Annotated in this window: 19 protein-coding genes; 14 read left to right on the forward strand and 5 right to left on the reverse strand. The window is 70.3% G+C overall.

Features of this window, described 5'->3' with window-relative positions; genetic code table 11:
- Positions 1-14 precede the first annotated feature (14 nt).
- The 6 genes from miaA to C8D81_RS21830 all read left to right on the forward strand — a co-directional run bounded on the left by miaA (position 15) and on the right by C8D81_RS21830 (position 7145).
- A complete protein-coding gene (gene miaA, locus C8D81_RS02770; protein ID WP_229119881.1) occupies positions 15-1004 on the forward strand; it encodes a tRNA (adenosine(37)-N6)-dimethylallyltransferase MiaA in 990 nt (329 codons plus the stop codon).
- 2 nt (positions 1005-1006) lie between these two features.
- The gene (gene dapF / locus C8D81_RS02775; protein ID WP_133625501.1) at positions 1007-1828 is read left to right on the forward strand and encodes a diaminopimelate epimerase; all 822 of its coding nucleotides are present in this window, start codon (positions 1007-1009) and stop codon (positions 1826-1828) included.
- A gap of 76 nt (positions 1829-1904) precedes the next feature.
- The gene (gene hflX / locus C8D81_RS02780; RefSeq protein ID WP_094399816.1) at positions 1905-3383 is read left to right on the forward strand and encodes a GTPase HflX; all 1479 of its coding nucleotides are present in this window, start codon (positions 1905-1907) and stop codon (positions 3381-3383) included.
- Between the two features lie 46 nt (positions 3384-3429).
- Positions 3430-4209: a ZIP family metal transporter gene (locus tag C8D81_RS02785; protein WP_094356121.1), complete on the forward strand. Its 780-nt coding sequence runs from the start codon at positions 3430-3432 to the stop codon at positions 4207-4209.
- 63 nt (positions 4210-4272) lie between these two features.
- On the forward strand, positions 4273-4761 hold the full coding sequence (locus C8D81_RS02790) for a hypothetical protein (protein ID WP_133625502.1): 489 nt from the start codon (positions 4273-4275) through the stop codon (positions 4759-4761).
- A gap of 344 nt (positions 4762-5105) precedes the next feature.
- The gene (locus C8D81_RS21830; RefSeq protein ID WP_133625840.1) at positions 5106-7145 is read left to right on the forward strand and encodes an ATP-dependent DNA helicase; all 2040 of its coding nucleotides are present in this window, start codon (positions 5106-5108) and stop codon (positions 7143-7145) included.
- Between the two features lie 78 nt (positions 7146-7223).
- Here C8D81_RS21830 and lexA read toward each other — a convergent pair whose 3' ends face one another.
- Positions 7224-8039, reverse strand: a complete 816-nt coding sequence (gene lexA, locus C8D81_RS02800; RefSeq protein WP_166646644.1) for a transcriptional repressor LexA — start codon at positions 8037-8039, stop codon at positions 7224-7226.
- Positions 8040-8264: 225 nt separating this feature from the next.
- Between lexA and C8D81_RS02805 the strand changes: the two genes are divergently transcribed.
- The 4 genes from C8D81_RS02805 to C8D81_RS02820 all read left to right on the forward strand — a co-directional run bounded on the left by C8D81_RS02805 (position 8265) and on the right by C8D81_RS02820 (position 12771).
- The gene (locus C8D81_RS02805; protein ID WP_094399820.1) at positions 8265-8693 is read left to right on the forward strand and encodes a hypothetical protein; all 429 of its coding nucleotides are present in this window, start codon (positions 8265-8267) and stop codon (positions 8691-8693) included.
- A gap of 35 nt (positions 8694-8728) precedes the next feature.
- On the forward strand, positions 8729-9157 hold the full coding sequence (locus tag C8D81_RS02810; RefSeq protein WP_094358027.1) for a DUF2752 domain-containing protein: 429 nt from the start codon (positions 8729-8731) through the stop codon (positions 9155-9157).
- A gap of 188 nt (positions 9158-9345) precedes the next feature.
- Positions 9346-9813, forward strand: a complete 468-nt coding sequence (gene nrdR / locus C8D81_RS02815; protein ID WP_094358743.1) for a transcriptional regulator NrdR — start codon at positions 9346-9348, stop codon at positions 9811-9813.
- Between the two features lie 84 nt (positions 9814-9897).
- On the forward strand, positions 9898-12771 hold the full coding sequence (locus C8D81_RS02820; protein ID WP_094399822.1) for a vitamin B12-dependent ribonucleotide reductase: 2874 nt from the start codon (positions 9898-9900) through the stop codon (positions 12769-12771).
- Between the two features lie 200 nt (positions 12772-12971).
- On the opposite strand, the gene C8D81_RS02825 is transcribed toward C8D81_RS02820, so the two are convergent.
- Entirely contained in the window at positions 12972-13808 is an 837-nt protein-coding gene (locus C8D81_RS02825) for an alpha/beta fold hydrolase (protein ID WP_133625503.1), read from the reverse strand.
- Between the two features lie 22 nt (positions 13809-13830).
- Positions 13831-15168 (reverse strand): hypothetical protein, encoded by a 1338-nt coding sequence (locus tag C8D81_RS21180; protein WP_094399826.1) that lies wholly within the window; start codon positions 15166-15168, stop codon positions 13831-13833.
- 95 nt (positions 15169-15263) lie between these two features.
- Between C8D81_RS21180 and C8D81_RS02835 the strand changes: the two genes are divergently transcribed.
- The 4 genes from C8D81_RS02835 (at position 15264) to C8D81_RS02850 (ending at position 18608) form a co-directional block, all read left to right on the forward strand.
- Positions 15264-16205: a hydroxymethylglutaryl-CoA lyase gene (locus C8D81_RS02835; RefSeq protein WP_094399828.1), complete on the forward strand. Its 942-nt coding sequence runs from the start codon at positions 15264-15266 to the stop codon at positions 16203-16205.
- An 80-nt stretch (positions 16206-16285) separates the two neighbouring features.
- A complete protein-coding gene (locus tag C8D81_RS02840; RefSeq protein WP_133625504.1) occupies positions 16286-17239 on the forward strand; it encodes a T3SS (YopN, CesT) and YbjN peptide-binding chaperone 1 in 954 nt (317 codons plus the stop codon).
- Positions 17236-17661 carry a pyridoxamine 5'-phosphate oxidase family protein gene (locus C8D81_RS02845; protein WP_094399830.1) on the forward strand — a complete coding sequence of 142 codons (426 nt, stop codon included), beginning with the start codon at positions 17236-17238 and terminating at the stop codon, positions 17659-17661. The genes C8D81_RS02840 and C8D81_RS02845 overlap by 4 nt, the downstream gene beginning before the upstream one ends.
- Positions 17662-17714: 53 nt before the next feature.
- Positions 17715-18608: a universal stress protein gene (locus tag C8D81_RS02850; protein ID WP_094399832.1), complete on the forward strand. Its 894-nt coding sequence runs from the start codon at positions 17715-17717 to the stop codon at positions 18606-18608.
- A gap of 18 nt (positions 18609-18626) precedes the next feature.
- On the opposite strand, the gene C8D81_RS02855 is transcribed toward C8D81_RS02850, so the two are convergent.
- Together C8D81_RS02855 and C8D81_RS02860 are read right to left on the reverse strand one after the other, a co-directional pair.
- A complete protein-coding gene (locus tag C8D81_RS02855; protein WP_133625505.1) occupies positions 18627-20195 on the reverse strand; it encodes an N-acyl-D-amino-acid deacylase family protein in 1569 nt (522 codons plus the stop codon).
- A gap of 9 nt (positions 20196-20204) precedes the next feature.
- Positions 20205-21632, reverse strand: a complete 1428-nt coding sequence (locus tag C8D81_RS02860) for a Na+/H+ antiporter NhaC family protein (protein WP_133625506.1) — start codon at positions 21630-21632, stop codon at positions 20205-20207.
- Positions 21633-21637 lie beyond the last annotated feature (5 nt).

The following is a 21637-nucleotide window of genomic DNA, read 5'->3' on the forward strand; positions in this document are numbered from 1 at the left end:
GCAGACTGGAGGGCGTGTCCACTCCCGCACCGCGCACCCTGGTCCTGGTCGGCGCGACCGCCAGCGGCAAGTCGGCGCTCGCGGTGGCGTACGCCCTGTCCAGCGCCGCGCAGGGCCGGCCGGCCGAGGTCGTCAACGCCGACTCGATGCTGGTCTATCGGGGGATGGACATCGGCACCGCCAAACCCACGATGGCCGAACGCGGCGGCGTACCCCACCATCTGATCGACATCGCCGAGATCACCGAGACCGCCTCGGTCGCGGAGTTCCAGACCCTCGCCCGGGCCGCGATCGCGGACTGCCACGCCCGCGGCGTGCTGCCCATCGTCACCGGTGGCTCGGCCCTCTACACCCGCGCGATCACCGACGAGTTCAGCTTCCCCGGCACCGATCCGCAGCGCCGGGCGTACTGGGAAGCCGAACTCGACCGGCTCGGCGCCCCCGCCCTGCACGCCCTGCTCGCCGAGCGCGCGCCGCAGGCCGCCGCGGACATCCTGCCCGGCAACGGGCGCCGGATCGTGCGCGCGTTGGAGGTGATCGACCTGACCGGTGAGTTCACCAGCCAGCTGCCGAGCTGGCGCTACGCCCTGCCCGGGACCGTGCTGCAGGTCGGGCTCGAACTGGATCGGGCCACCATGGACGAGCGGATCGCGCAACGGGTCGAGCGGATGTGGGCCGACGGCTTCGTCGAGGAGGTACGCCGCCTCGAGGCCCGCGGCCTGCGGCAGGGCCGGACCGCCTCCCGCGCGCTCGGCTACCGGCAGGTGCTGGCGTACCTGGCGGGGGAGAGCAGCGAGGACGAGGCCCGGCGGGCCACCATCACCGGTACCCGTCGCTTCGCCCGCAAACAGCTCTCCTGGTATCGCCGCGACGAGCGGATCCGCTGGCTGCCCGCCGGCGCCCCGGACCTGGTCGAACGACTGGCCGGAATGCTCGCCGAGCCACCGGTGTTGCCTGTCCCGGAACGGGATTGGACACCGTCTGGAGGGGGTGAAAGCCTGTGAGCATGCGGAGCTGGAGCATCGCCAAGGGCCACGGGACGGAGAACGATTTCGTCATCATGGTGGACCGGCACGGCATGCTCGATCCCAGCGATGACGACGTCCGCTTCCTCTGCGACCGGCGCAGCGGCATCGGCGGCGACGGCCTGTTGCGGGCGATCAAGGCCCAGCACATCCCCGAATGGGACGGCGACCCGGACATCTGGTTCATGGACTACCGCAACGCCGACGGTTCGATCGCCGAGATGTGCGGCAACGGGGTGCGGGTGTTCGCCCGCTACCTGAACGAGGAGGGCCTGGCCAACGAGCCGGTGATCCCGATCGGGACCCGCGCCGGCCTGCGCACCGCGTATCTGGACCGCGAACTGGTGCGGGTCGACATGGGCGCCGTCGCGGTCGACCAGACGCCGACCACGATCCGGCTCGGGGAGCGCGAGTTCACCGCGATGCCGGCCGATGTGGGCAACCCGCATGCTGTGGTCGAGGTCGACGACGTACGCTCCCTCGACCTCTCCCGCGCCCCGCAGTTCGATCCGGAGCGTTTCCCCGACGGGGTGAACGTCGAGTTCGTGCAGCGCGTCGGTGACCGCGAGGTGGCGATGCGGGTCCACGAGCGCGGGGTCGGTGAGACCCGCTCCTGCGGCACCGGAACGGTGGCCACGGCGGCCGCCGCCAGCCAGTGGTACGGCGGTGACGAATGGCAGGTCGACGTGCTCGGCGGCCAGGTGCAGGTGGAGCTCGGTGAGGTGGCCTGGCTGACCGGTCCTGCGGTCATCGTGTTCCGCGGTGAGGTGCTGCTGCCCGACCGCGAGACCGTCGACGCCTGAATCCGGGCGGGGCCGGAGGCGTACCCGGAACAAACCACTCGCCCCGGTTGGCCGGCCGTGGGAAACTGGTGGGACGATGACAGTACGCCGCCAGGAATACTTCGACGACTCCGAGGATCCGATCACCGTCGACGACCAGACCGTCGACCCGATCGAGGAGGAGCTCGACTTCGACGGGGACCAGCTCGAGCTGGCCGAACGCAACTCGTTGCGCCGCGTGGTCGGGATGTCCACCGAGCTGTCCGACATCACCGAGGTCGAGTACCGCAAACTGCTGCTCGAGCGGGTGGTGCTGGTCAGCGTCTGGACCACCGGCTCCCAGGTCGACGCCGACAACTCGCTCGCCGAGCTGAAACAGCTCGCCGAGACCGCCGGCTCCCAGGTCCTCGAAGGACTGGTGCAGCGACGCCGCAAGCCCGACCCGGCGACCTACATCGGCTCGGGCAAGGTCGACGAGCTGCGGGAGGTGGTCGTCGCCACCGGCGCCGACACCGTGATCTGCGACGGCGAACTCGCCCCCGCCCAGTTGCGCAACCTGGAGGACCGGGTCAAGGTCAAGGTCGTCGACCGGACCGCGCTGATCCTCGACATCTTCGCCCAGCACGCGAAGTCGGTGGAGGGCAAGGCGCAGGTCGAACTGGCCCAGCTCAACTATCTGAAGCAGCGGCTCCGCGGCTGGGGCGGCAACCTGTCCCGGCAGGCGGGTGGCCGCGCCGCGGCCGGTGCCGGTATCGGTGGCCGTGGCCCCGGTGAGACCAAGCTGGAGACCGACCGGCGCCGGATCCATCACCGGATCTCGCAACTGCGCACCAGGCTCCGCGAGATGGACTCCACCCGTGAGGCCAAGCGCGCCGAACGGCAGCGGCACCGGGTCCCGTCGATCGCGATCGTCGGCTACACCAACGCCGGCAAATCCTCCCTGCTGAACCGGCTCACCGGAGCCGGGGTGCTGGTCGAGAACGCGCTCTTCGCGACCCTGGACCCGACCACCCGGCGCTCCCAGACCCCCGACGGCCGCGTCTACACGCTCACCGACACCGTCGGCTTCGTCCGCCATCTGCCCCACGACCTGGTCGAAGCATTCGCTTCCACGCTGGAGGAATCGGTCGCCGCGGACCTGCTGGTCCATGTGGTCGACGGCTCCGATCCGGACCCGCTCGGCCAGATCGCCGCGGTCCGGACGGTGCTCAACGACATCGGCGCCGGGGACCGGGCCGAGCAACTGGTGATCAACAAGGCCGATCTGGCCTCGCCGGAGAATCTGCAGCTGCTGCGTACCCATGCCCCCGACGCGATCGTGGTGTCCGCGCGGACCGGTGCCGGCATCGACCGGCTCAAGGAGGTCATCGACTCCCGGTTGCCGCGGCCCGAGGTCGAGGTCCGCGCGCTGGTTCCCTATGAGCGTGGGGATCTGCTGGATCAGGTGCACCGCAGCGGTGAGTTCCTGACCACCGAGCACACCGCCACCGGCACCCGGATCGTGGCCCGGGTGCATCCCGAGCTGGCCGCGGAGTTCGAGCCGTACGCCGACGTGGAGAACGACGCGACCCGCTGAGCGGACCACCTGCCGCGGCTGCGGTGGCAGGGCTTAGATTGGCCCGGTGCAGAGCACCTTGTTGGTCCAGGCCGCCCGGCTGACGATCTTCCCGGTCCTGGCGACCATCGTCGGCACACTCGTCGCTGTCTGGCGCCCACCCGGCACCCGGACCGTGGCCGCCATCCAACATTTCGCGGCCGGGGTGGTGATCGCCGCGCTGGCCGGTGAGGTGCTCCCGGACCTGAAGGAGCGGGAGGATCACAAACTGGTCTGGACCGCGGTCGGGTTCGCGCTCGGTGTCGCGGTGATGCTCGTCCTGGGTGCCTGGGAACGGCGCCGCTCGGCCGCCGAGAAGGCGCGGGCGGCCAGTGCGACCGGTGCGGCCGGCACGGCCGAGGGTCCGCGCAGCCTGCCGATGGGCATGCTCATCGCGATCGGCATCGACCTGGTCATCGACGGCATGCTGGTCGGGCTGGGCGTCACGCTGGGCTCGGCGACCGGCCTGATCATCACGATCGCGCTGACCATCGAGGTGCTCTTCCTCGGGGTGTCGGCCGCGCTCGAGCTGCTCGGCGAGGGCTTCGGGCGCCGCACCGTGATCTGGGTCGGCGTGGTGCTGGCCCTGCTGGTCGGCGTCGGTGCCCTCGGCGGCGTACTGCTGCTGGGTGGCGCACCGGCCACCGTGCAGGTCGCCTTCCTCGCCTTCGGCGCCGCGGCATTGCTCTTCCTGGCCATCGAGGAGCTGATCGTCGAGGCCCACGAGGTCGAGGAGAAGGCCTGGATGTCGGCGATGCTGTTCGCCGGATTCTTCATCATCTGGCTGCTCGAGGCGCTCGTCGACTGATCACAGACCGTGGTCGTACGCCGCAGCGCGGCCAGTGGCCCGTCGGCGGGCGATCCTTGTCCGGTGAAGCGACGACTGCCCTGGTGGGGCTGGACGCTGGTCGGCTGCGGTGGCCTGGCGCTGGTGCTGGTGCTCGGCGTGGCCGCGGTGATCGGCTGGCAGTTCATCCCGCACCGCACCGACTACGGCGAGCGGTGCACCACCACGCTCGGGATGAAGTGCGAGCGCGTCCACCCGGAGGTGATCGCACGGCTGACGCAGATGCGGCTGCCGGCCGGCACGACGGTGCACGAGTCGCAGTACGAATCCTTCCAGGACTGGCGCGTGCGGGCACGGTTCAGTGTTCCGGCGGATCGGGTCGCCGAATGGGAGCAGTCGCTGGCGGCGTACCCACCGGCCGGTACCACCGACTGCACCGAGCTGACCGGCGAGGGCACCGACCGCCGCTGTGCCAGCGCGAACGACCCGCAGCAACCACCGATCCGCACCTACACCCGGGTCACCCGCCCCGACAGTTCGGTGCTCATCGAGGTCGAGGCCTTCACCACCTGATCGCGGCCGAGCTCCGGCGCTGATCAGGTCAACGCTTCATGGTGCGTTCGTTCCGGGCCAGAGCGGATACCGCTTCGGCGTCGAGCAGGATCGAGTGTGGCCGCGCGATCACGATGACAAGCGGGTCATCAGTGCCGCGACCTCGTCCTCATCAACGGGACCGTCTGGAATCGCCTGTGCACAACCCCGCCCGGCGCCTCGAATCGGTGGCCTCCGGCGACTAGATTGCTTCGGTGACCTCGCACGCCGCTCGCCCCGCAGCAACCTCCCGGCCGGACCCGCAGCAGGTGCTGGATGCCGCCGTCGAGGCGCTCGGCGGGAGCCCGCGGGAGGGCCAGCAGCAGATGGCCGAGGCGGTCGCCGAGGCCTTCGAGACCGGGCAGCACCTGCTCGTCCAGGCCGGTACCGGCACCGGCAAGTCCCTCGGTTATCTCGCCCCGGCGCTGACCCGACTGGCCCGCGGCCGGGAGCGGATCGTGATCGCGACCGCGACCCTGGCGCTGCAGGCCCAGCTCGCCAACAGCGACATCCCACGCGCCCTGGACGCCTGCGAGCAGGCGATCGGCAAGCGGCCCCGCGCCGCGATCCTCAAGGGACGCAGCAATTACGCCTGTCTGCTGCGGATCCGCGACCAGGCCGTCGAGGACCAGGACACCCTGCTCGGCTCCAGCGAGGTCGTCGAGGCGCTGCGGGCCAGCGCGCCGAGCACCGACTCGGTGGTCGGTGCCGAGGTGGTCGCACTGCGCGAGTGGGCCGAGCAGCAGGCCAGCGACGGTGGCCTGGCTGACCGTGACGACGCGCCTACCCACACCACCAGGGCCTGGGCGCAGGTGTCGGTACCGGTCCGTGAATGCGTCGGCGCGCAGCGCTGCCCCTACGGCACCGAGTGTTTCGTGGAGAAGTCCCGGGAGCAGGCCCGCTCGGCCGATCTGGTGGTGACCAACCATGCGTTGCTGGCGATCGACGCGATGCATGGCGGCACGGCGCTGCCCGAGCACGACCACGTGATCATCGACGAGGCCCACGAGCTGGTCTCCCGGGTGACCGGTGCCGCCTCCGCCGAGCTCAGCCCGCAGCAGATCGAACGCGTCGGCCGCCGCGCCCTCGGTTGGCTGGATGACGAACTGGGACTGGAATTCCTGGAATCGGCCGATGTGCTCCGCGAGGGGCTGGAGGCGGCGCCGCTGGAGCAGGTGCCGGGCACCGACGCCCCGGTGGTGCGCGCCTTCGAAGCGGTCCGCGACGTCACCCGCCGGGTGGTCAGCGCGTTGACCGGCAAGGACGCCGACAACGAGCAGCGGCAGGCCGCCGCAGCGGTCAAGGAGGTCTTCGACGTCGCCGAGCGGATGGCCGCGCTGGCCGACCACGACGTCGTCTATGTGGCCGACCGGGAACGCTTCGGCCGCGAGGCCCGGGTCTCCCCGCTGAGCGTGGCCGCGCTGATGCGTGAGCGGGTGCTCGGCCAGGTGACCACGGTGCTCACCTCGGCGACCCTCAAGCTCGGTGGCGAGTTCGAACAGGTCGCCGGCAGCGTCGGCCTGCGGCGCGACGAGCGCCGGGACCGCCCGGAGGCCGCGCCGAAACTCACCGGGCCGGACGAGGTGGACGCGGTCGAGCAGGCCGACGACCCCGAGGAGCTGGAGAGTGACACCGTCGCCGATTTCGGTGACGGATCGGAGGCCGGCGGCGGGCGGCGCAAGGCCGGTCCGATGACCTGGCGCGGTATCGACGTCGGGTCCCCGTTCTCCTATGCCAGGCAGGGGATTCTCCATGTGGGCAAGGATCTGCCGAAACCCGGTCGGGACGGGATCGCACCCCAGGTGCTGACCGAGGTCGCCGAACTGGTCTGGGCCGCGGGTGGGCGTACGCTCGGTCTGTTCGCCTCCCAACGCGCCGCCGAGGCCGCTGCGGCGTACGTCCGCAAACAGCTGCCCAAGCACACGATCCTGTGCCAGGGGGATGCGCAGCTCTCCGAGCTGACCCGCCGTTTCGCCGACGAACCGGAGACCAGCCTGTTCGGCACCGTCTCGCTGTGGCAGGGGATCGACGTGCCCGGTGACACCTGCCGGTTGGTGATCATCGACAAGATCCCGTTCCCGCGGCCCGACGACCCGCTGATGCAGGCACGGCAGCGGGCGGTCGCCGAGGCCGGGGGCAATGGGTTCATGACGGTGGCGGCGGGGCATGCGGCGCTGCTGCTCGCCCAGGGCGCCGGCCGGTTGATCCGCCGGCAGAGCGATCGGGGGGTGGTCGCGGTGCTCGATCCGCGCCTGGTCACCGCGCGGTACGGGTCGTATCTGCGCGCCGGGATGCCGCCGATGTGGATGACCACCGACCGTGAGGTGGCCGTGCAGGCGCTGCGCCGGTTGGCCGAGGACGACTGAGCGGGCGCCGGGGAACGCAGCGCGGCCGGCCCGGGAGGCTGACATCCCGGACCGGCCGCTGCGGCGTATCTGCGTGGTTCAGACGCGGCGCAGCACCGCCACCACCTTGCCGAGGATGGTCGCGTCGCTGCCGTCGATCGGGTCGTACGCCTCGTTGTGCGGCAGCAGCCACACCTTGCCCCTGGTCTTGGAGAACGTCTTCACGGTGGCCTCGTTGTCCAGCATGGCGGCCACGATGTCCCCGTTGACCGCGGTCGGCTGCTGACGCACCACGACCCAGTCGCCGTTGCAGATCGCGGCGTCGATCATCGAGTCACCGCTCACCTCGAGCAGGAACAGGGTGCCTTCACCGACGAGCTGTTTGGGCAGCGGGAAGACGTCCTCGACGCGTTCCTCGGCGAGAATCGGGCCGCCGGCGGCGATCCGGCCGACCACCGGCACCCGGACGGCGTCGGGGTAGCTGTCCCGGATCCCGGTCTCGTCGTAACCCGGGTCCATCGGCTGCATGTCGGCGGGCAGCAGCACCTCCAGGGCACGCGGCCGGTTCGGATCCCGGCGCAGGAAGCCCTTGGCCTCCAGGGTGCGCATCTGATGGGCCACCGAGGACGGGCTCGCCAGCCCGACCGACTCACCGACCTCGCGGATGCTGGGCGGGTAGCCTCGGTGGTCGACCGCGTGCTTGATCACCTCGAGCACCCGGCGCTGCCGCGGGGTCAGCCCGTGCGCATCGGCCGGGCCGTCCGGCAGCGGGGTCACGGTGCCGCTGGTGCGATCCATCTCGGCGGCGACGTCCTCATTGCGCGGCCGGCCGCGGCGGCGCGGAGCGGATGCGGCGCTGGGCGTGGCGGAGTCGGTGGTGGACTTGGTGGTCTTCGGGTCTTTGCTGTCAGCCATGGCATCAGGGTAGGACGAATCGAACATCGAATCAAACAACTGTTCGAGCGTGTCGCGCCGGCCTGGAAGCGCGTCGGACGGACTGTCAGTGGCCTCTGTTTGAGTGATCTCTGCAAGATCACGATTCGAACACGAGTCCACGATTCGGGTTTGTGTGCGAATCGGTTCCGAGGTAACAATGGTCCGTGTCGAACACCTGTTCGACCACTTCCCGAGGAGGCAACCATGGCCCAGCAGGTCAGCAGCACGATCGCCCGCCCGGCCCCGCGCCACTCCGTCACCCCCGGCGGCCGGCGGCCGAGCACCCGGCGCCCCGAGGGGCAGCGCCCCGCGCGCGGTCCGCGGGTGCAGCGTGCCGATCGCGATCGCGGTTTCGAGACCCGCGGCGTGTCCGCCGGATGCCGGGTGCAGCGCCCGGTCGTCCAGCCCGCCGCCCGGCGCAGTCCCGTGCGCCCCGCCGGTGGTGAGATCCGGCTGACCGACCGGGGGATCGCCGTGGTGCTCGCCCTCGGTGCCCTGCTCGGGCTGGCCGCGATGCTGTGCATCGGGGTGACCGCCGCCCGCGTCACCGCCGAGCCGCCGGCCCCGCAGGCCGCTGTCGCACTGACCCAGGCCCCGCCCGCGGCCGCCACCGGTGGCGCCCCGCTCCGCTGAGGTCGGCATGGACCGCGACCGGCGACAATGGGGGCATGCATCCCGTCGCACCGACCGCAGGGCACACCCGCGGCACCGCGGTGCGGCGCTTCGGCTGGCTCACCCTGCTCGGGGCCAGCTGCGCACTCGCCGGCGGGGTCTACGCGCTGACCGGCCGGGGGATACCGTGTCCGGTGCTGCTCGCCACCGGTTGGCAGTGCCCGCTCTGCGGTGCCTCCCGGATGGGCGCGGCCCTGCTCCGGGGCGATCCCGCCGCGGCCTGGGTGGCCAATCCCTTCGTCCTGGTGCTGGGTGGGCTGTTGCTGGCTGTCTGGGCCTGGTCCGGTGTCCGCCTGCTGGCCCGTCGGTCGGCCGGTTTGCCGACCTCGCTGGGTCGTTGGCTGGAGCGCGGGGCGCCGCTGCGGGCGCTGCTGCTGATCCTGCTGCCGGCGCTGGTCTGGATGCTGGCCCGCAACCTGATCTGAGGGCCGCGAAACGCCGGTTCGCGACGTCTTGCTCCGCTGCCGGATGCGACGTAGGATTCCCATATCTAGTAGTTACAGGCTTGTGGTTCATCCACAGGTTGTGGTTCTTTTCCACAGGATGTCCACACCGGCACCCACAGGGTCATCCCCAGCAGGGGCCGGTCGGCGAGCGAGCGGAGGTGGGTCGGGTGCACTGCCCCTACTGCAAGCACACCGACTCCCGGGTGCTCGATTCGCGGGCCGCCGATGACGGTGCGAGCATTCGCCGCCGGCGGCAGTGCCCGGCCTGTGAGCGCCGGTTCACCACCATCGAGCAGATGCAGATCGTGGTGGTCAAGCGCTCGGGGGTGATCGAGCCGTTCAGCCGCGACAAGGTGATCAAGGGGGTCCGGAAGGCATGCAAGGGCCGGCCGGTGACCGACGAGCAGCTGGCCCGGCTCGGCCAGGCGGTCGAGGAGGCGCTGCGCGCGTCCGGGCAGCCGGAGGTGCCGGCCGATGAGGTCGGCGTGGCGATCCTCGGCCCGCTCCGCGCGCTGGACCAGGTGGCGTACCTGCGCTTCGCCTCGGTCTACAACCAGTACGCCTCGGTGGACGACTTCGAGGCCGAGATCGCGCGGTTGCGCACCGAACGCGCGCTCACCGATCAGACCCAGTGAGGTCTGCCGGCCCGGGCCCGGGCCCGGGCCACCACACCATTCAGCATCTTCAGCAGTGACCATGCCGATCCCGAGAGGTTCACGATGACCGAGACCACCCGATCCTCATCCCGGAGCAGCGAGTCCGCACCCCGTGGGCTGACCATCGAGCGGGTGCACACCACCGAGGGCGTGCACCCCTACGACCAGGTGACCTGGGAGCGTCGGGACATCGTCCAGACCAACTGGAAGACCGGGGAGAGCGTCTTCGAGCAGCGCGGGGTCGAGTTCCCCGACTTCTGGTCGATGAACGCCTCGACGATCGTCACCACCAAGTACTTCCGCGGCGCGCTCGGCACCGAGGCCCGCGAGCAGGGGCTCAAGCAGCTCATCGACCGGGTGGTGCGGACCTACCGCGCCGCGGGTGAGGAACACGGATACTTCGCCACCGAGCAGGACGCGGAGATCTTCGAACACGAGCTGATCTGGATGCTGCTGCACCAGGTGTTCAGCTTCAACTCCCCGGTCTGGTTCAACGTCGGCACGAAGTCCCCGCAGCAGGTCTCGGCCTGCTTCATCCTCTCGGTCGACGACTCGATGGACTCGATCCTGAACTGGTACAAGGAGGAGGGGTTCATCTTCAAGGGCGGTTCGGGCGCCGGGCTGAACCTCTCCCGGATCCGGTCGTCGAAGGAGCTGCTGTCCTCCGGGGGCACCGCCTCGGGGCCGGTCTCGTTCATGCGCGGCGCGGACGCCTCGGCCGGCACCATCAAGTCCGGCGGTGCCACCCGCCGCGCGGCGAAGATGGTGGTGCTCGACGTCGACCACCCCGACATCGAGGAGTTCGTCGAGACCAAGGCGCGCGAGGAGGACAAGATCCGCGCGCTGCGCGATGCCGGCTTCGACATGGACCTGGGCGGCAAGGACATCACCTCCGTGCAGTACCAGAACGCCAACAACTCGGTGCGGGTCTCCGATGAGTTCATGACCGCCGTCGAGGACGGGGCCGAGTTCGCGCTGCGTTCGCGGACCGACGGCTCGGTCGTCGAGACCGTCGATGCCCGCGAGCTGTTCGACAAGATGGCCAAGGCCGCCTGGGAATGCGCCGATCCCGGCATCCAGTACGACGACACCATCAACGACTGGCACACCAACCCCGAGACCGGCCGGATCACCGCGTCCAACCCCTGCTCGGAATACATGTCGCTGGACAACTCCTCCTGCAACCTGGCCAGCCTCAACCTGCTCAAGTTCCTCTCCGCCGACGACACCTTCGACGCGGAGAAGTTCGCCAAGTCGGTCGAGCTGATCATCACCGCGATGGACATCTCGATCTGCTTCGCCGACTTCCCGACCGAATCGATCGGCGAGACCACCCGCAACTACCGTCAGCTCGGCATCGGGTACGCCAACCTGGGTGCGTTGCTGATGGCGACCGGTCACGGTTACGACTCCGAGGGCGGGCGGGCCTTCGCGGCCGCGATCACCTCGCTGATGACCGGCACCTCCTACCGCCGCTCCGCCGAACTGGCCGCGGTCGTCGGCCCCTACCAGGGCTATGCCCGCAACGCCGACGCGCACCAGCGGGTGATGCGCAAGCACCAGGCCGCCAACGATTCGCTGCGCACCCTGTCCGCGATCGACGGTGACGTGCACCGGCTCGCCACCCGCGAATGGGACCAGGTGGTGAAGCTGGGCGCCGACAACGGTTTCCGCAACGCCCAGGCCTCGGTGCTCGCGCCGACCGGCACCATCGGTTTCATGATGGACTGCGACACCACCGGGGTGGAGCCGGACTTCTCGCTGGTCAAGTTCAAGAAGCTGGTCGGCGGCGGGTCGATGCAGATCGTCAACCAGACCATTCCGCGGGCGCTGCGTCGGCTCGGGTACGCCGACGAGACCGCCGAGGCGATCGTCGAATATATCGCCGAGCACGGTCATGTGATCGACGCCCCGGGCCTGAAGACCGAGCACTACGAGGTCTTCGACTGCGCGATGGGGCAGCGGGCGATCCGCCCGATGGGCCACGTGCGGATGATGGCCGCGGTGCAGCCGTTCCTGTCCGGTGCGATCTCCAAGACCGTCAACCTGCCCGAGACCGCCACCGTGGAGGAGATCGGCGAGGTCTACCGGCAGGGCTGGAAGCTCGGCCTCAAGGCACTCGCGGTCTACCGCGACAACTGCAAGGTCGGTCAGCCGCTCTCCGACGGCAAGAAGAAGCCCGAGGAGAAGAAGTCCGAGGCGCCGGCGCCGGTGGTGGAGTACAAGCCGCGCCGCAAGCGGCTGCCGAAGAAGCGCCCGTCCTCGACCACCTCGTTCTCGGTCGGTGGCGCCGAGGGTTACCTGACCTCCGGTTCCTACCCCGACGACGGCCTGGGCGAGGTCTTCCTCAAGCTCGGCAAGCAGGGCTCCACGCTGGCCGGGGTGATGGACGCCTTCTCGATCGCGATCTCCATCGCGCTGCAGTACGGCGTCCCGCTGGAGACCTATGTGCAGAAGTTCACCAACATGAAGTTCGAGCCGGCCGGGATGACCGACGACCCGGACATCCGGATGGCGCAGTCGATCATCGACTACGTCTTCCGCCGGTTGGCGCTGGACTACCTGAGCTTCGACGAGCGCGCCGAGCTGGGCATCTACACCGCCCGGGAGCGGGCCCGCTACGTCGAGACGGGTTCCTACCTGGAGGAGCAGTCCGAGTCCGGTGCGGGTGAGTCGGAGCCGGCCGTCGAGGACGAGGGCACGGTCGAGGCGGCCGCGCCGGTGAAGACCCAGAGCCCGAAGGCGGCGGTCGATCCGACCACCTCGGCCTCGGTCCGCCCGGCCCCGCGGGAGGCGCACACCTCGGCGGAGCTGCTGGAATCGATCACCGGCAACACGGTCGACGCGCCGCTCTGCTTCACCTGCGGCACGAAGATGCGCCCCTCGGGTTCGTGCTACGTGTGCGAGGGCTGCGGTTCCACCAGCGGCTGCAGCTGAGTCGTGGGTCGGGCCACGCTCATCGAGTAGCGCGGCATGCGCAGCGCAGCGGAGCAGTGCCGCGCGTGTCGAGATGAGCGGTACCGGTGCATCGGGCTGCCCCACCGGGCACCCGGAACCGCCACCGGGCACCCAGGAGTGCGTGACCGCATCGGGTGCCCGGTGTCACTCCCGGGTGCCCGGTGCGCAGTCCTGGCCGGTCAGCCCGAGGCGGTGAGGAATCGGTGCAGCAGCTCGCGTACCGGGCCCGGCCGTTCGATCCACGGCAGATGCCCGGCCCCCGGCAGCAGCACCCACTCGGCGTCCTGGACGTGACCGGCCAGTGCGTGGGCGCATGACCAGGGCCGCGGATCGGCCGCGCCGTGGAGGAACAGGGCGGGGCAGGTGACCTGGCGCGCGGCCCCGATCATGCCCGTGTCACCGAGCGCATCGAGCTCGGACATCAGCGCGCGGTAGGCCCCGAAGTTGATCGGGCCATCATGATCCGCCATCCTCGCGGCCTCGCGTGCCCCGACTTCCGGATCCGCGTAGTCGGTGAACCAGCTCAGGATCCGGAATTCCCTTTCCTGATGCGGATCCCGGCGGGGGAGTGCGTCCAGCTCGCGAAGCCTCGCCGTCTGTGCGGCCGATCGGAGACGCGCCAGTTCGGTGCGCAACGGCGTACGCCAATCACCGATACCCACCCCGCTGAGGTGGATCATCCCGGCCGCCCGCTGCGGATACCGCGCCGCGTACAACAGGGCCAGCGCCGCGCCGTAGGAGTGTCCCAGCACGGTCCACCGTTCGATCCCCAGCCCGGCTCGCAACTCGTCGAGGTCGGCCAGTGCCCGATCCAGAGTCTGCTCCTCCGATGCGTCGGAGGCGCCACAGCCACGCTGGTCGTAGCGGTGCACCGGCCGGCCTTCGATCATCTCGCCGAGCGGCCCCAGGTAGTCCCAGAGTCCCGGTCCGCCGTGGATCAGCACCACCGGCGTTCCGGGTGCCGAGGAGTCCGCGCTGCGCACCGCGATCCGGACGCCATCGGACAGCCGAAGCACGACAGTTCCGGGCGAGTGCGGGTCAGCTGAAGACGACGGCCGGTTTGCCGTCGGCGAGCTTGACGGTCACATAGGCGGTCCGGGTGCGGGTCTCGGGGATGATGTTGCCGCGGCGGCCGCTGACGGTCGCCGAGGCCTGCAGCTCGGAGGCGACCGGAACGGAGGTCGTCGCGGTCATCGTCGAGTCGCTGAAGCGCCAGTTCACCCCCGCCATCGGGTCGTTCTTCAGATTCCACCGGATCGTGCTGTTGTCCAGCTGCACGTTCGACTCGACCCGGCCACCGATGAACGGGCAGTCCGGCGGGTTCAGCTCCCGCTTGCCCATGCAGGCGTCGATCGCGGCCCGGGTCGCGGCGGAGGCCTGTTTCGTACCCTCCTCGCTCAGCACCGCATCGGCCTCCCAGGAGACCCCCGGGTTGGCGGGGTCGGTGAACGCGAATTCGGTGCTGGTGAAGGAGATCAGCGGGTTGGTCGAGGTGACCGAGTAGCTGCCGGGGAACATCTCATAACTGCCCGGCGGCACCTTCGCCCCGTTGACCAACCGCTCCGGGCCGTCCAGCCCCAGATCGATCTTCGCCGTCGGCTTGTCCAGCTTCCAGTCCGCACCGACCCGGCTGACCGCGAACTCGACGGTCTGCTCCTTGTCGCCGACGGTGACGGTCGCCGGCACCTTGCCGGTGTCCCACTCGCCCTGGGAGTTCTCGGTGACCCGTGCCGGTTCGAGCTTGCCCACCTTCAACGCGGCGCGCTTGTTGGCCTCGATCAGCACATCCCGGGTGAGCAGCTGCGCGTTCTCGGTCGGCTTCTCCTTGGCGTACCCGAGTGCCTTCTCCGCATCCGAGTCAGCGAGCGCCTGCAGGAAGGTCTGCACCGCCCCGGTCGCCGCCTCGGACTGCTTCTTCTCCTCGTTGCGCCGGTTCTCCTCGGCGACCCTGGCCGCCTCGGCGGCGCGCGCCTGCTCCTGCTTGGTCTGGTAGTCGTTCCACAGCACCACACCGCCGATGATCAGGATCAGCGCGAGCACCGCCGCCCCGGCGCCGATCAGGATCTTCTTCCGCTTCGGATCGGTCGGCTGTTTCGGCTGCTTCGGCGGCTGCTGCGGATTCATCTGTTCCGGCGGCTGCTGCGGCCCCCGCCAGCCGCCACCGGCGCCACCGGTGAGGGGCTGGCTGGGCTGCCCGAACGTGCCATCCGGTCGCCACTGCGGGTTCGCGCCCTGCTGCGGACCGGGACCGTACGCCCCGGGCGGGCCCTGCGGTCCGGGTCCCTGAGGACCTCCCCACGGCCCCTGATTCGGCCCATGGGGTCCCTGCGGGCCCTGTGGTCCCGGACCGCCGGCGGGCGGGTTCGGCTGGCTCATGGACTTCCTTTCGCCTGGAACTTCGCTCCAGTGTCCCAAGGAAGCAAGGCCAACGCACGCCGAACCGCGCCGGGATCGCTGCCTATGCTTGGCCCATGCAGCCGTTTCCCGAGGTACGCCGGCCCGCGATCGACCTGCCCGAGCAGGTGACGGTCTTCGAGGTGGGGGCGCGCGACGGGCTCCAGGCCGAGAAGCAGACCGTGCCGACCGAGGTGAAGGTCGAACTGGTCACCCGGTTGATCGAGGCGGGCCTGACCCACGTGGAGGCGACCAGTTTCGTCTCGCCCAAGTGGGTACCGCAGCTGGCCGACGCCGCCGAGGTGATGGCCGCCATTCCGCGCCCCGAAGGCGTCCGCCTGCCCGTGCTGGTACCGAACCAGCGCGGCCTGGAGCGGGCCCTGGCCGCCGGTGCCCGGGACATCGCGGTCTTCGTCTCGGCGACCGAGAGCTTCGCGAAGGCCAACCTGAACAACACCGTCGAGGGCGCCCTGGCGCTGGCCGAGCCGGTGGTCACCGAGGCCCGCGCGACGGGCGTACGGGTCCGCGGTTATGTCTCGATGTGCTGGGGCGACCCGTGGGAGGGCCCGGTACCGGCCGAGCAGGTGGCCGGGGTGACCGGCCGGCTGCTCGAGTTCGGCTGCGACCGGGTCAGCCTGGGCGACACCATCGGCGTCGCGACCGCTGGCGGCGTACGCGACCTGCTCGCCACCCATGCCGACGCCGGTATCGGGGTGGACCGGCTGGCGCTGCACTTCCACGACACCTACGGGCAGGCGCTGGCCAATGTGTACGCCGGACTGGAGTGCCAGGTCAGCGAGTTCGACTCCTCCGCCGGCGGCCTCGGCGGCTGCCCCTACGCCCGGTCCGCGACCGGCAACCTGGCCACCGAGGATCTGCTCTGGCTGCTGCACGGCCTCGGGATCGAGACCGGTGTCGACCTGCAGTCGCTGGTCGGGACCAGCACCTGGCTGGCCGGCCGGCTGGGGCGGCCCAGTCCCTCCCGGGTGGTCAACGCACTGGCCGGTGCGCAGCAGTGACCGGGGCACCCGTTCCGCCTGCCGGGGCCACCTTGGACACCATCGGGCCCCGGCGCTAGGTTCGTCACAGGCCGCTGCCCGTGGCCGCATCCAGTGCGGAGGAATCTGACGACGTGCCCGACTACGACGACTTCGATCTCGACCGGAGCACGGCCGAGGCGTGGCACAACTTCGGCGAGCGACTCGCCGAGGTGGTGTCGGTGATGGACGACACCTCCGACCTGACGATCGGGTCGGTCGCCAGCGACTCCGAGACGGTGCCGTTCGTGCGTTTCCACTCGCTGACTCGTGACGTGGTCCGCGCCGAGGCGGCCAGCAACAGCGTGCTCGGGGAGCACTACCAGCTGATCCCCGAGCAGCTCGAGCAGATGGAACGACTCGGCTGGCAGGCGCCGACCAGCGAGGGGGAGCGGCCGACCGGGAACTTCTGGGTCGAGGTGCCGCAGGAGGACTCCGACCGGCTCGCCCAGCTCGCCGTCGGCGCGCTGCGCGATGTCTACGGCATCCAGCACCCGGTGTTCCTGGCGCCGGACCAGCTCGCCGAGATCCTGCAGCCCCGGCCCGAACCGCTGGAGGGCTATTCGGAGTTCGACCCCGAGGACGTGGTGGCGACGATCCCGGTCAGCCACGAACACCTCGACGACATGATCGAGGTCGAGCTGGCCGAGATGTTCGGCCACCAGCCGCTGCGCGACGCCGAGGGCGACTTCGCGATCCGGGTCGGCTCGACCATGCTGTTCCTGCGCACCTCCGCCGATCACCGCGAGATCATCGTCTTCGCCGCCGTCGTGCACGACGTCGAGGGACGCTCCCGGGCGATAGAGATCCTCAGCGACCTGAACACCGAGGTCCGGCTGGTGAAGTTCCAGCTGATCCGGGATCGGGTGTTCGTGAGCACCTCGGTGTTCGCCCACCCGTTCGTCCCGGCCCACCTGCACCAGGCGGTCCGGATCATGAGCGAGGTCGCCGACGGCATCGACAACGAGCTCGCGGTCCGACTCCGCGGGCGCACCACGTTCGAGGAGGGCGCATGAGCGCGGGCGAAGGACACAGCGAGGGCGGAGCGGGCCGCTTCTCCGCGCTGGCCGAGGACGAGTGCCGCGACCTGCTGCGCACCCACACCATCGGGCGGATCGGTTTCGCCGCCAGTGAGGGACCGACGATCCTGCCGGTCAGCTACGCGCTGCACGCCAACCGGATCGTCTTCCGCACCGCCGCCGGCGGGATCCTGGCCGAGCTCGAACAGGGCCGACCGGTCGCCTTCGAGGTCGACGACTTCGACACCCAGACCCAGACCGGCTGGAGTGTCCTGGTCCGCGGCACCACCGACGCGCCGGTCGATCTGCGCGAGCTCACCGGCCCACTGCCGATTCCGTGGGCCAACGGCATCCGCGATCAGGTGATCTGCCTCTCGATCGACTCGATGAGCGGCCGGATCGTGGCCCGCGAGGACTAGAATCGCAACCAGCGAATACATTGCCGCCGGTGAGGCGGACCCGGAGGTGCGAGATGACCGATGAACTGGCCAAGGGACGCGTCGTCGTCGGGGTGGACGGCTCCGAGGACGGCAATCGGGCCGTCGAATACGGCGTCCGCGCGGCACTGAGCAAGGGCGCCGATCTGCTGCTGGCGCACGCGGTCGACGATGCGGTGCTCGCCGGCGCCTGGGGAGTCGTCTACGATCCCGGCCTGCTGCAGGACGCCGGTCATGAAGCGGCCGAGGGGGCCCGCCGGCACGCGGTCGAGATGGGCATGCCGGAGGACCGGGTGCAGGCCGACATCTTCATGGGCAATCCGGCCGCGGTGCTGACCCGACTGTCGGAGGACGCACCGCTGGTGGTCGTCGGCCGCCGCGCGATGTCGGGCCTGGAGCGGCTCTTCGTCGGCTCCACCTCCGTCGGGGTCGCCGCCTCCGCGAGCTGCCCGGTGATCATGGTCTCCGCGGCCTCCCACAAGCCGAAGACCGGCGACCTGGGCGTGATCGGCGTCGGCCTGGACGGCACCGAGCGCTGCTCCGACGCCCTCCGCTTCGCCTTCGTCGAGGCATCCCACCGCGGGGCGCGGCTGCAGGTGATCCACGCCTTCGAACTGCCCACCGGATTCTTCGCCGACCGGCAGGATGTGGACGCCCGTCGGGAATCCGCGCTGCAGAACGCCCAGCAGGGGATCGGCCAGCTGGTCGAACCGCTGCGCGCGGAGTTCCCCGATGTCGTCGCCGAGATCGAGATCGTCAACGCCCACCCGGTCAACGAACTCACCCGCCGCTCCGGTGATCTCGACCTGCTGATCCTCGGCGTGCACGGTTTCGCCTTCCCCGGTCTCTCGCCCGGTGCCACCATCCGCGCGATCATGGCGCACGGCCTCTGCCCGCTGGGCCTGGTCCGCAACAAGAAGAAGCAGTAGCAGCAGCCCGGCCGCCGATCAGCGGTTCAGCACGATTCCCTGCCCACGCAGGGATTCCGGCTGCTCACCCAGTGCCGGCCGACCGGCCAGCCAGACCTGACCGACACCGTCGGCGAGCTGCCACGGGTCGTCGAAGGTGGAACGGTCGGTGATCCGTGCCGGATCGAGGAGCACCAGATCGGCGACCGCACCCACGGCCACCACACCGCGATCGGTGAGCCCGAGCCGGGACGCCGGCAGACCGGTCATCCGGCGTACCGCCTCGGCCAGAGGCAGCAATCCCTGCTCCCGCACGAAATGTCCGAGCACCCGGGCGAAGGTGCCGAAGCTGCGCGGGTGCGGCCGCCCGTCACCGGCGGCGGAGAGCACCCAGCCGTCGGAGGCGACCGAGACCCACGGGTGCCGCAGCGCCGACTCGAGATCGGCTGCCGCCATCGCGTGGTTCACGATCGCCACCGTGCCCCGGTGCTCGCGCAGCACGTCGAGGGCCACGGCGCCCGGGTCCCGCCCGGTGCGCTCGGCGATCTCGACCAGCGAGCGGCCGAGCTGGTCGCTGTACGCCCCGGCGGGCAGGTTGGCGAGCACGATCCCGCCCGGATCGATCTCGCCGTCGAACCGCTCCGCCAGCGCCTGCTCGATCCGGGCCGACTCGTGCTCGTCGGCGAGCCGCTCCAGCAGTGCCCGTACCCCGCCGGCCAGGGCCCAATCGGGCAGTCGGGAGGTCAGCGTGGTCGAGGAAGCCGTGTAGGGGTAGACATCCGCGGCGACGTCGATGCCCTCGGCGCGCGCGGCGTCGATCCGTTCCAGGATGCCGGCGACCTTGCCGTGGTTGCGCGGCCCCATCGCCTTGATGTGGGAGATCTCCAGGCGTACGCCGCTGCGGCGGGCGGTCTCGATGGCCTCATCGACCGCGTCCAGCACCCGGTCGGTCTCGTTGCGCAGGTGGGTGGAATACAGCAGCCCGTGCTCGGCGGCGACCGCGGCGAGTGCCTGCACCTCGGCGGCGTCGGCATAGCTGCCCGGTGCATAGATCAACCCTGTCGAGAAACCGACCGCACCCTGGTCCGCGGCCGCAGCCAGCAGGTCACCCATCCGTGCCAGCTCGGTGGCGGTGGCCGGCCGGTCGGCGTATCCCAGCACGGCGATCCGCAACGCGCCGTGGCCGACCTGCAACCCCAGGTTGACCGTCGGCCGGCGGGCCGTCATCGCCTCGGCGTACCCGGCCAGATCCCGCCACTGCCAGCTCAACTCCGGCCGCAGGAACGCCGAGGAGTCGCGCAGCGCGACCAGGTCGGTCACCGGGAACGGTGAGGTGCCGCAGTTGCCGGTGATCAGGGTGGTCACGCCCTGTGCCAGCTGGGTGATCGCCGCAGGTTCTTCCTCGATGGAGAAATCGGCGTGCGAGTGCAGATCGATGAACCCCGGTGCCAGGACCTGGCCGGTGCCGTCGACGCGCTGCCCGCCGCGCAGCGAGCCCGGCTCGCCGATGGTCTCGATCCGCCCGTCACCGATCCCGACGGCCGCGCGCCGCGGCGGTGCACCCGTGCCGTCGAGCAGGTCCACCTCGTCGATCACCAGTTCCAGCATTCCTGTCTCCTAACGGGTCTGGACGAACATGATCACGCCATACATCAGGCAGGCCGGCACCAGCAGCAGCCAGCCGGTGATCAGCATGTTCTTCAGGTTCTCCGAGCGCGCGAGCCCCATCACCCCGACCATGTTGCCGTTCGGGAAGGGGCCGTAGGTGTCGGTCTTGGAGGCGAACAGCAGCACCACGATCCAGGTCGAGACCGGGACCCCGATCGCCTCGGCGAGCGGCCCGAACACCTTGTCCAGCAGGACGACCTGGGCGGCCGTGGCACCCGGTACGCCGACCCAACCGAGCAGGGCGACGATCACCGCGAACACGAACGCCGAGGAGGAGGCCAGGCTGGTCTGATATTGCGCCAGCACCATCTCGAAGGGCGCGAGTCGGTCGATCAGCAGGAACAGTCCCGCCAGCAGCCAGAACAGGATGAAGATCGGCACCAGCTTGGCCGCGCCGCGATAGATGAGCACGGCGATCTCGGTGACCGGCAGCCGGCCCGCCAGACCGGTGGCGATGCCGATCGCCGGCAGCGCGATCAACGGGAAAGAGGTCCCCGCACCCTGCCAGGTCGCATAGACCACGCTGGCCAGCAGCACCACCGCGAAGGCGGCCGTGGCCGCGCGGGCCCGGGGCGGGGTCTCGGCATCGGCACCGGTGAGCTCCGCGGCATCGTAGCGTTCTGCGGGGATCGCTTCGGTGCGGCGCTGGATGAACCGGACCACGAACGGTCCGAGCACCAGCGACAGCAGCGCCAGCGGTCCCGCACCGTGCAGCAGATAGCTCAGATATCCCGCGCCGGCGGCCTGCATGATCGCCACATTCGACCCGGCGAAGGGCGCCAGGGCCAGTCCGGCGCACCCGCCGATGAACATCATCGCGGCGGTCGCGGAGCGGGTGAAGCCGAGCCGGGCGGCGATCGGCAGCAGGATCGGCGCCGAGATCGCCAGCGCCCCGGCCAGGGTGCCCAGGCAGGCGACGAGCACCAGGGAGGCGAGCATGATGCCGAGGATCACCGCCGTCGGGTTGCGTCGGCCGACGAGACGCATCACCCCGTGCACGATGGTGCTGGCGACACCGGTGACCCGCAGCACCTCACCGACACCGGCGCCGAGCATGATGATCAGTCCGATCATCGTGATCGAGTCGGCGACGGCCTTGCCCATCAACTCCCCGAAGGCGAGCGGAGTGGGTTGCAGGACGAGTACGCCGGACAGCACCGCGACCAGGGTGGCGACGTTGATGTCCATGCCCAGCAGGGCCAGCGCCGCGTACAGGACGATCGGCAGCAACCCCCACAGGGTCGGTCCGTCCACGAGGAAGCCGGCCACCAGGCTGGCCAGCAGGCCGAGCAGAGCGAGGATGTTCACCAGCCGTTGCCGCCCGGTGCTCAACCGCACCGCATAGACGTTCTCTTTCGAGGTGGATCCGTCAGACATCGCAC

It is taken from the genome of Enemella evansiae, from assembly GCF_004362375.1.
GTDB classification, from domain to species: domain Bacteria; phylum Actinomycetota; class Actinomycetes; order Propionibacteriales; family Propionibacteriaceae; genus Enemella; species Enemella evansiae.

Excerpts from the sequence above, each read along its gene's own strand:
- hflX (WP_094399816.1), top strand. The coding sequence starts at position 1,905 with ATGACAGTACGCCGCCAGGAATACTTCGACGACTCCGAGGATCCGATC.
- C8D81_RS02855 (WP_133625505.1), bottom strand. The coding sequence starts at position 20,195 with ATGCTGGAACTGGTGATCGACGAGGTGGACCTGCTCGACGGCACGGGT.
- dapF (WP_133625501.1), top strand. The coding sequence starts at position 1,007 with ATGCGGAGCTGGAGCATCGCCAAGGGCCACGGGACGGAGAACGATTTC.
- lexA (WP_166646644.1), bottom strand. The coding sequence starts at position 8,039 with ATGGCTGACAGCAAAGACCCGAAGACCACCAAGTCCACCACCGACTCC.
- C8D81_RS21180 (WP_094399826.1), bottom strand. The coding sequence starts at position 15,168 with ATGAGCCAGCCGAACCCGCCCGCCGGCGGTCCGGGACCACAGGGCCCG.
- C8D81_RS21830 (WP_133625840.1), top strand. The coding sequence starts at position 5,106 with ATGGCCGAGGCGGTCGCCGAGGCCTTCGAGACCGGGCAGCACCTGCTC.
- C8D81_RS02835 (WP_094399828.1), top strand. The coding sequence starts at position 15,264 with ATGCAGCCGTTTCCCGAGGTACGCCGGCCCGCGATCGACCTGCCCGAG.
- C8D81_RS02850 (WP_094399832.1), top strand. The coding sequence starts at position 17,715 with ATGACCGATGAACTGGCCAAGGGACGCGTCGTCGTCGGGGTGGACGGC.
- C8D81_RS02860 (WP_133625506.1), bottom strand. The coding sequence starts at position 21,632 with ATGTCTGACGGATCCACCTCGAAAGAGAACGTCTATGCGGTGCGGTTG.
- C8D81_RS02805 (WP_094399820.1), top strand. The coding sequence starts at position 8,265 with ATGGCCCAGCAGGTCAGCAGCACGATCGCCCGCCCGGCCCCGCGCCAC.
- C8D81_RS02820 (WP_094399822.1), top strand. The coding sequence starts at position 9,898 with ATGACCGAGACCACCCGATCCTCATCCCGGAGCAGCGAGTCCGCACCC.
- C8D81_RS02845 (WP_094399830.1), top strand. The coding sequence starts at position 17,236 with ATGAGCGCGGGCGAAGGACACAGCGAGGGCGGAGCGGGCCGCTTCTCC.
- C8D81_RS02810 (WP_094358027.1), top strand. The coding sequence starts at position 8,729 with ATGCATCCCGTCGCACCGACCGCAGGGCACACCCGCGGCACCGCGGTG.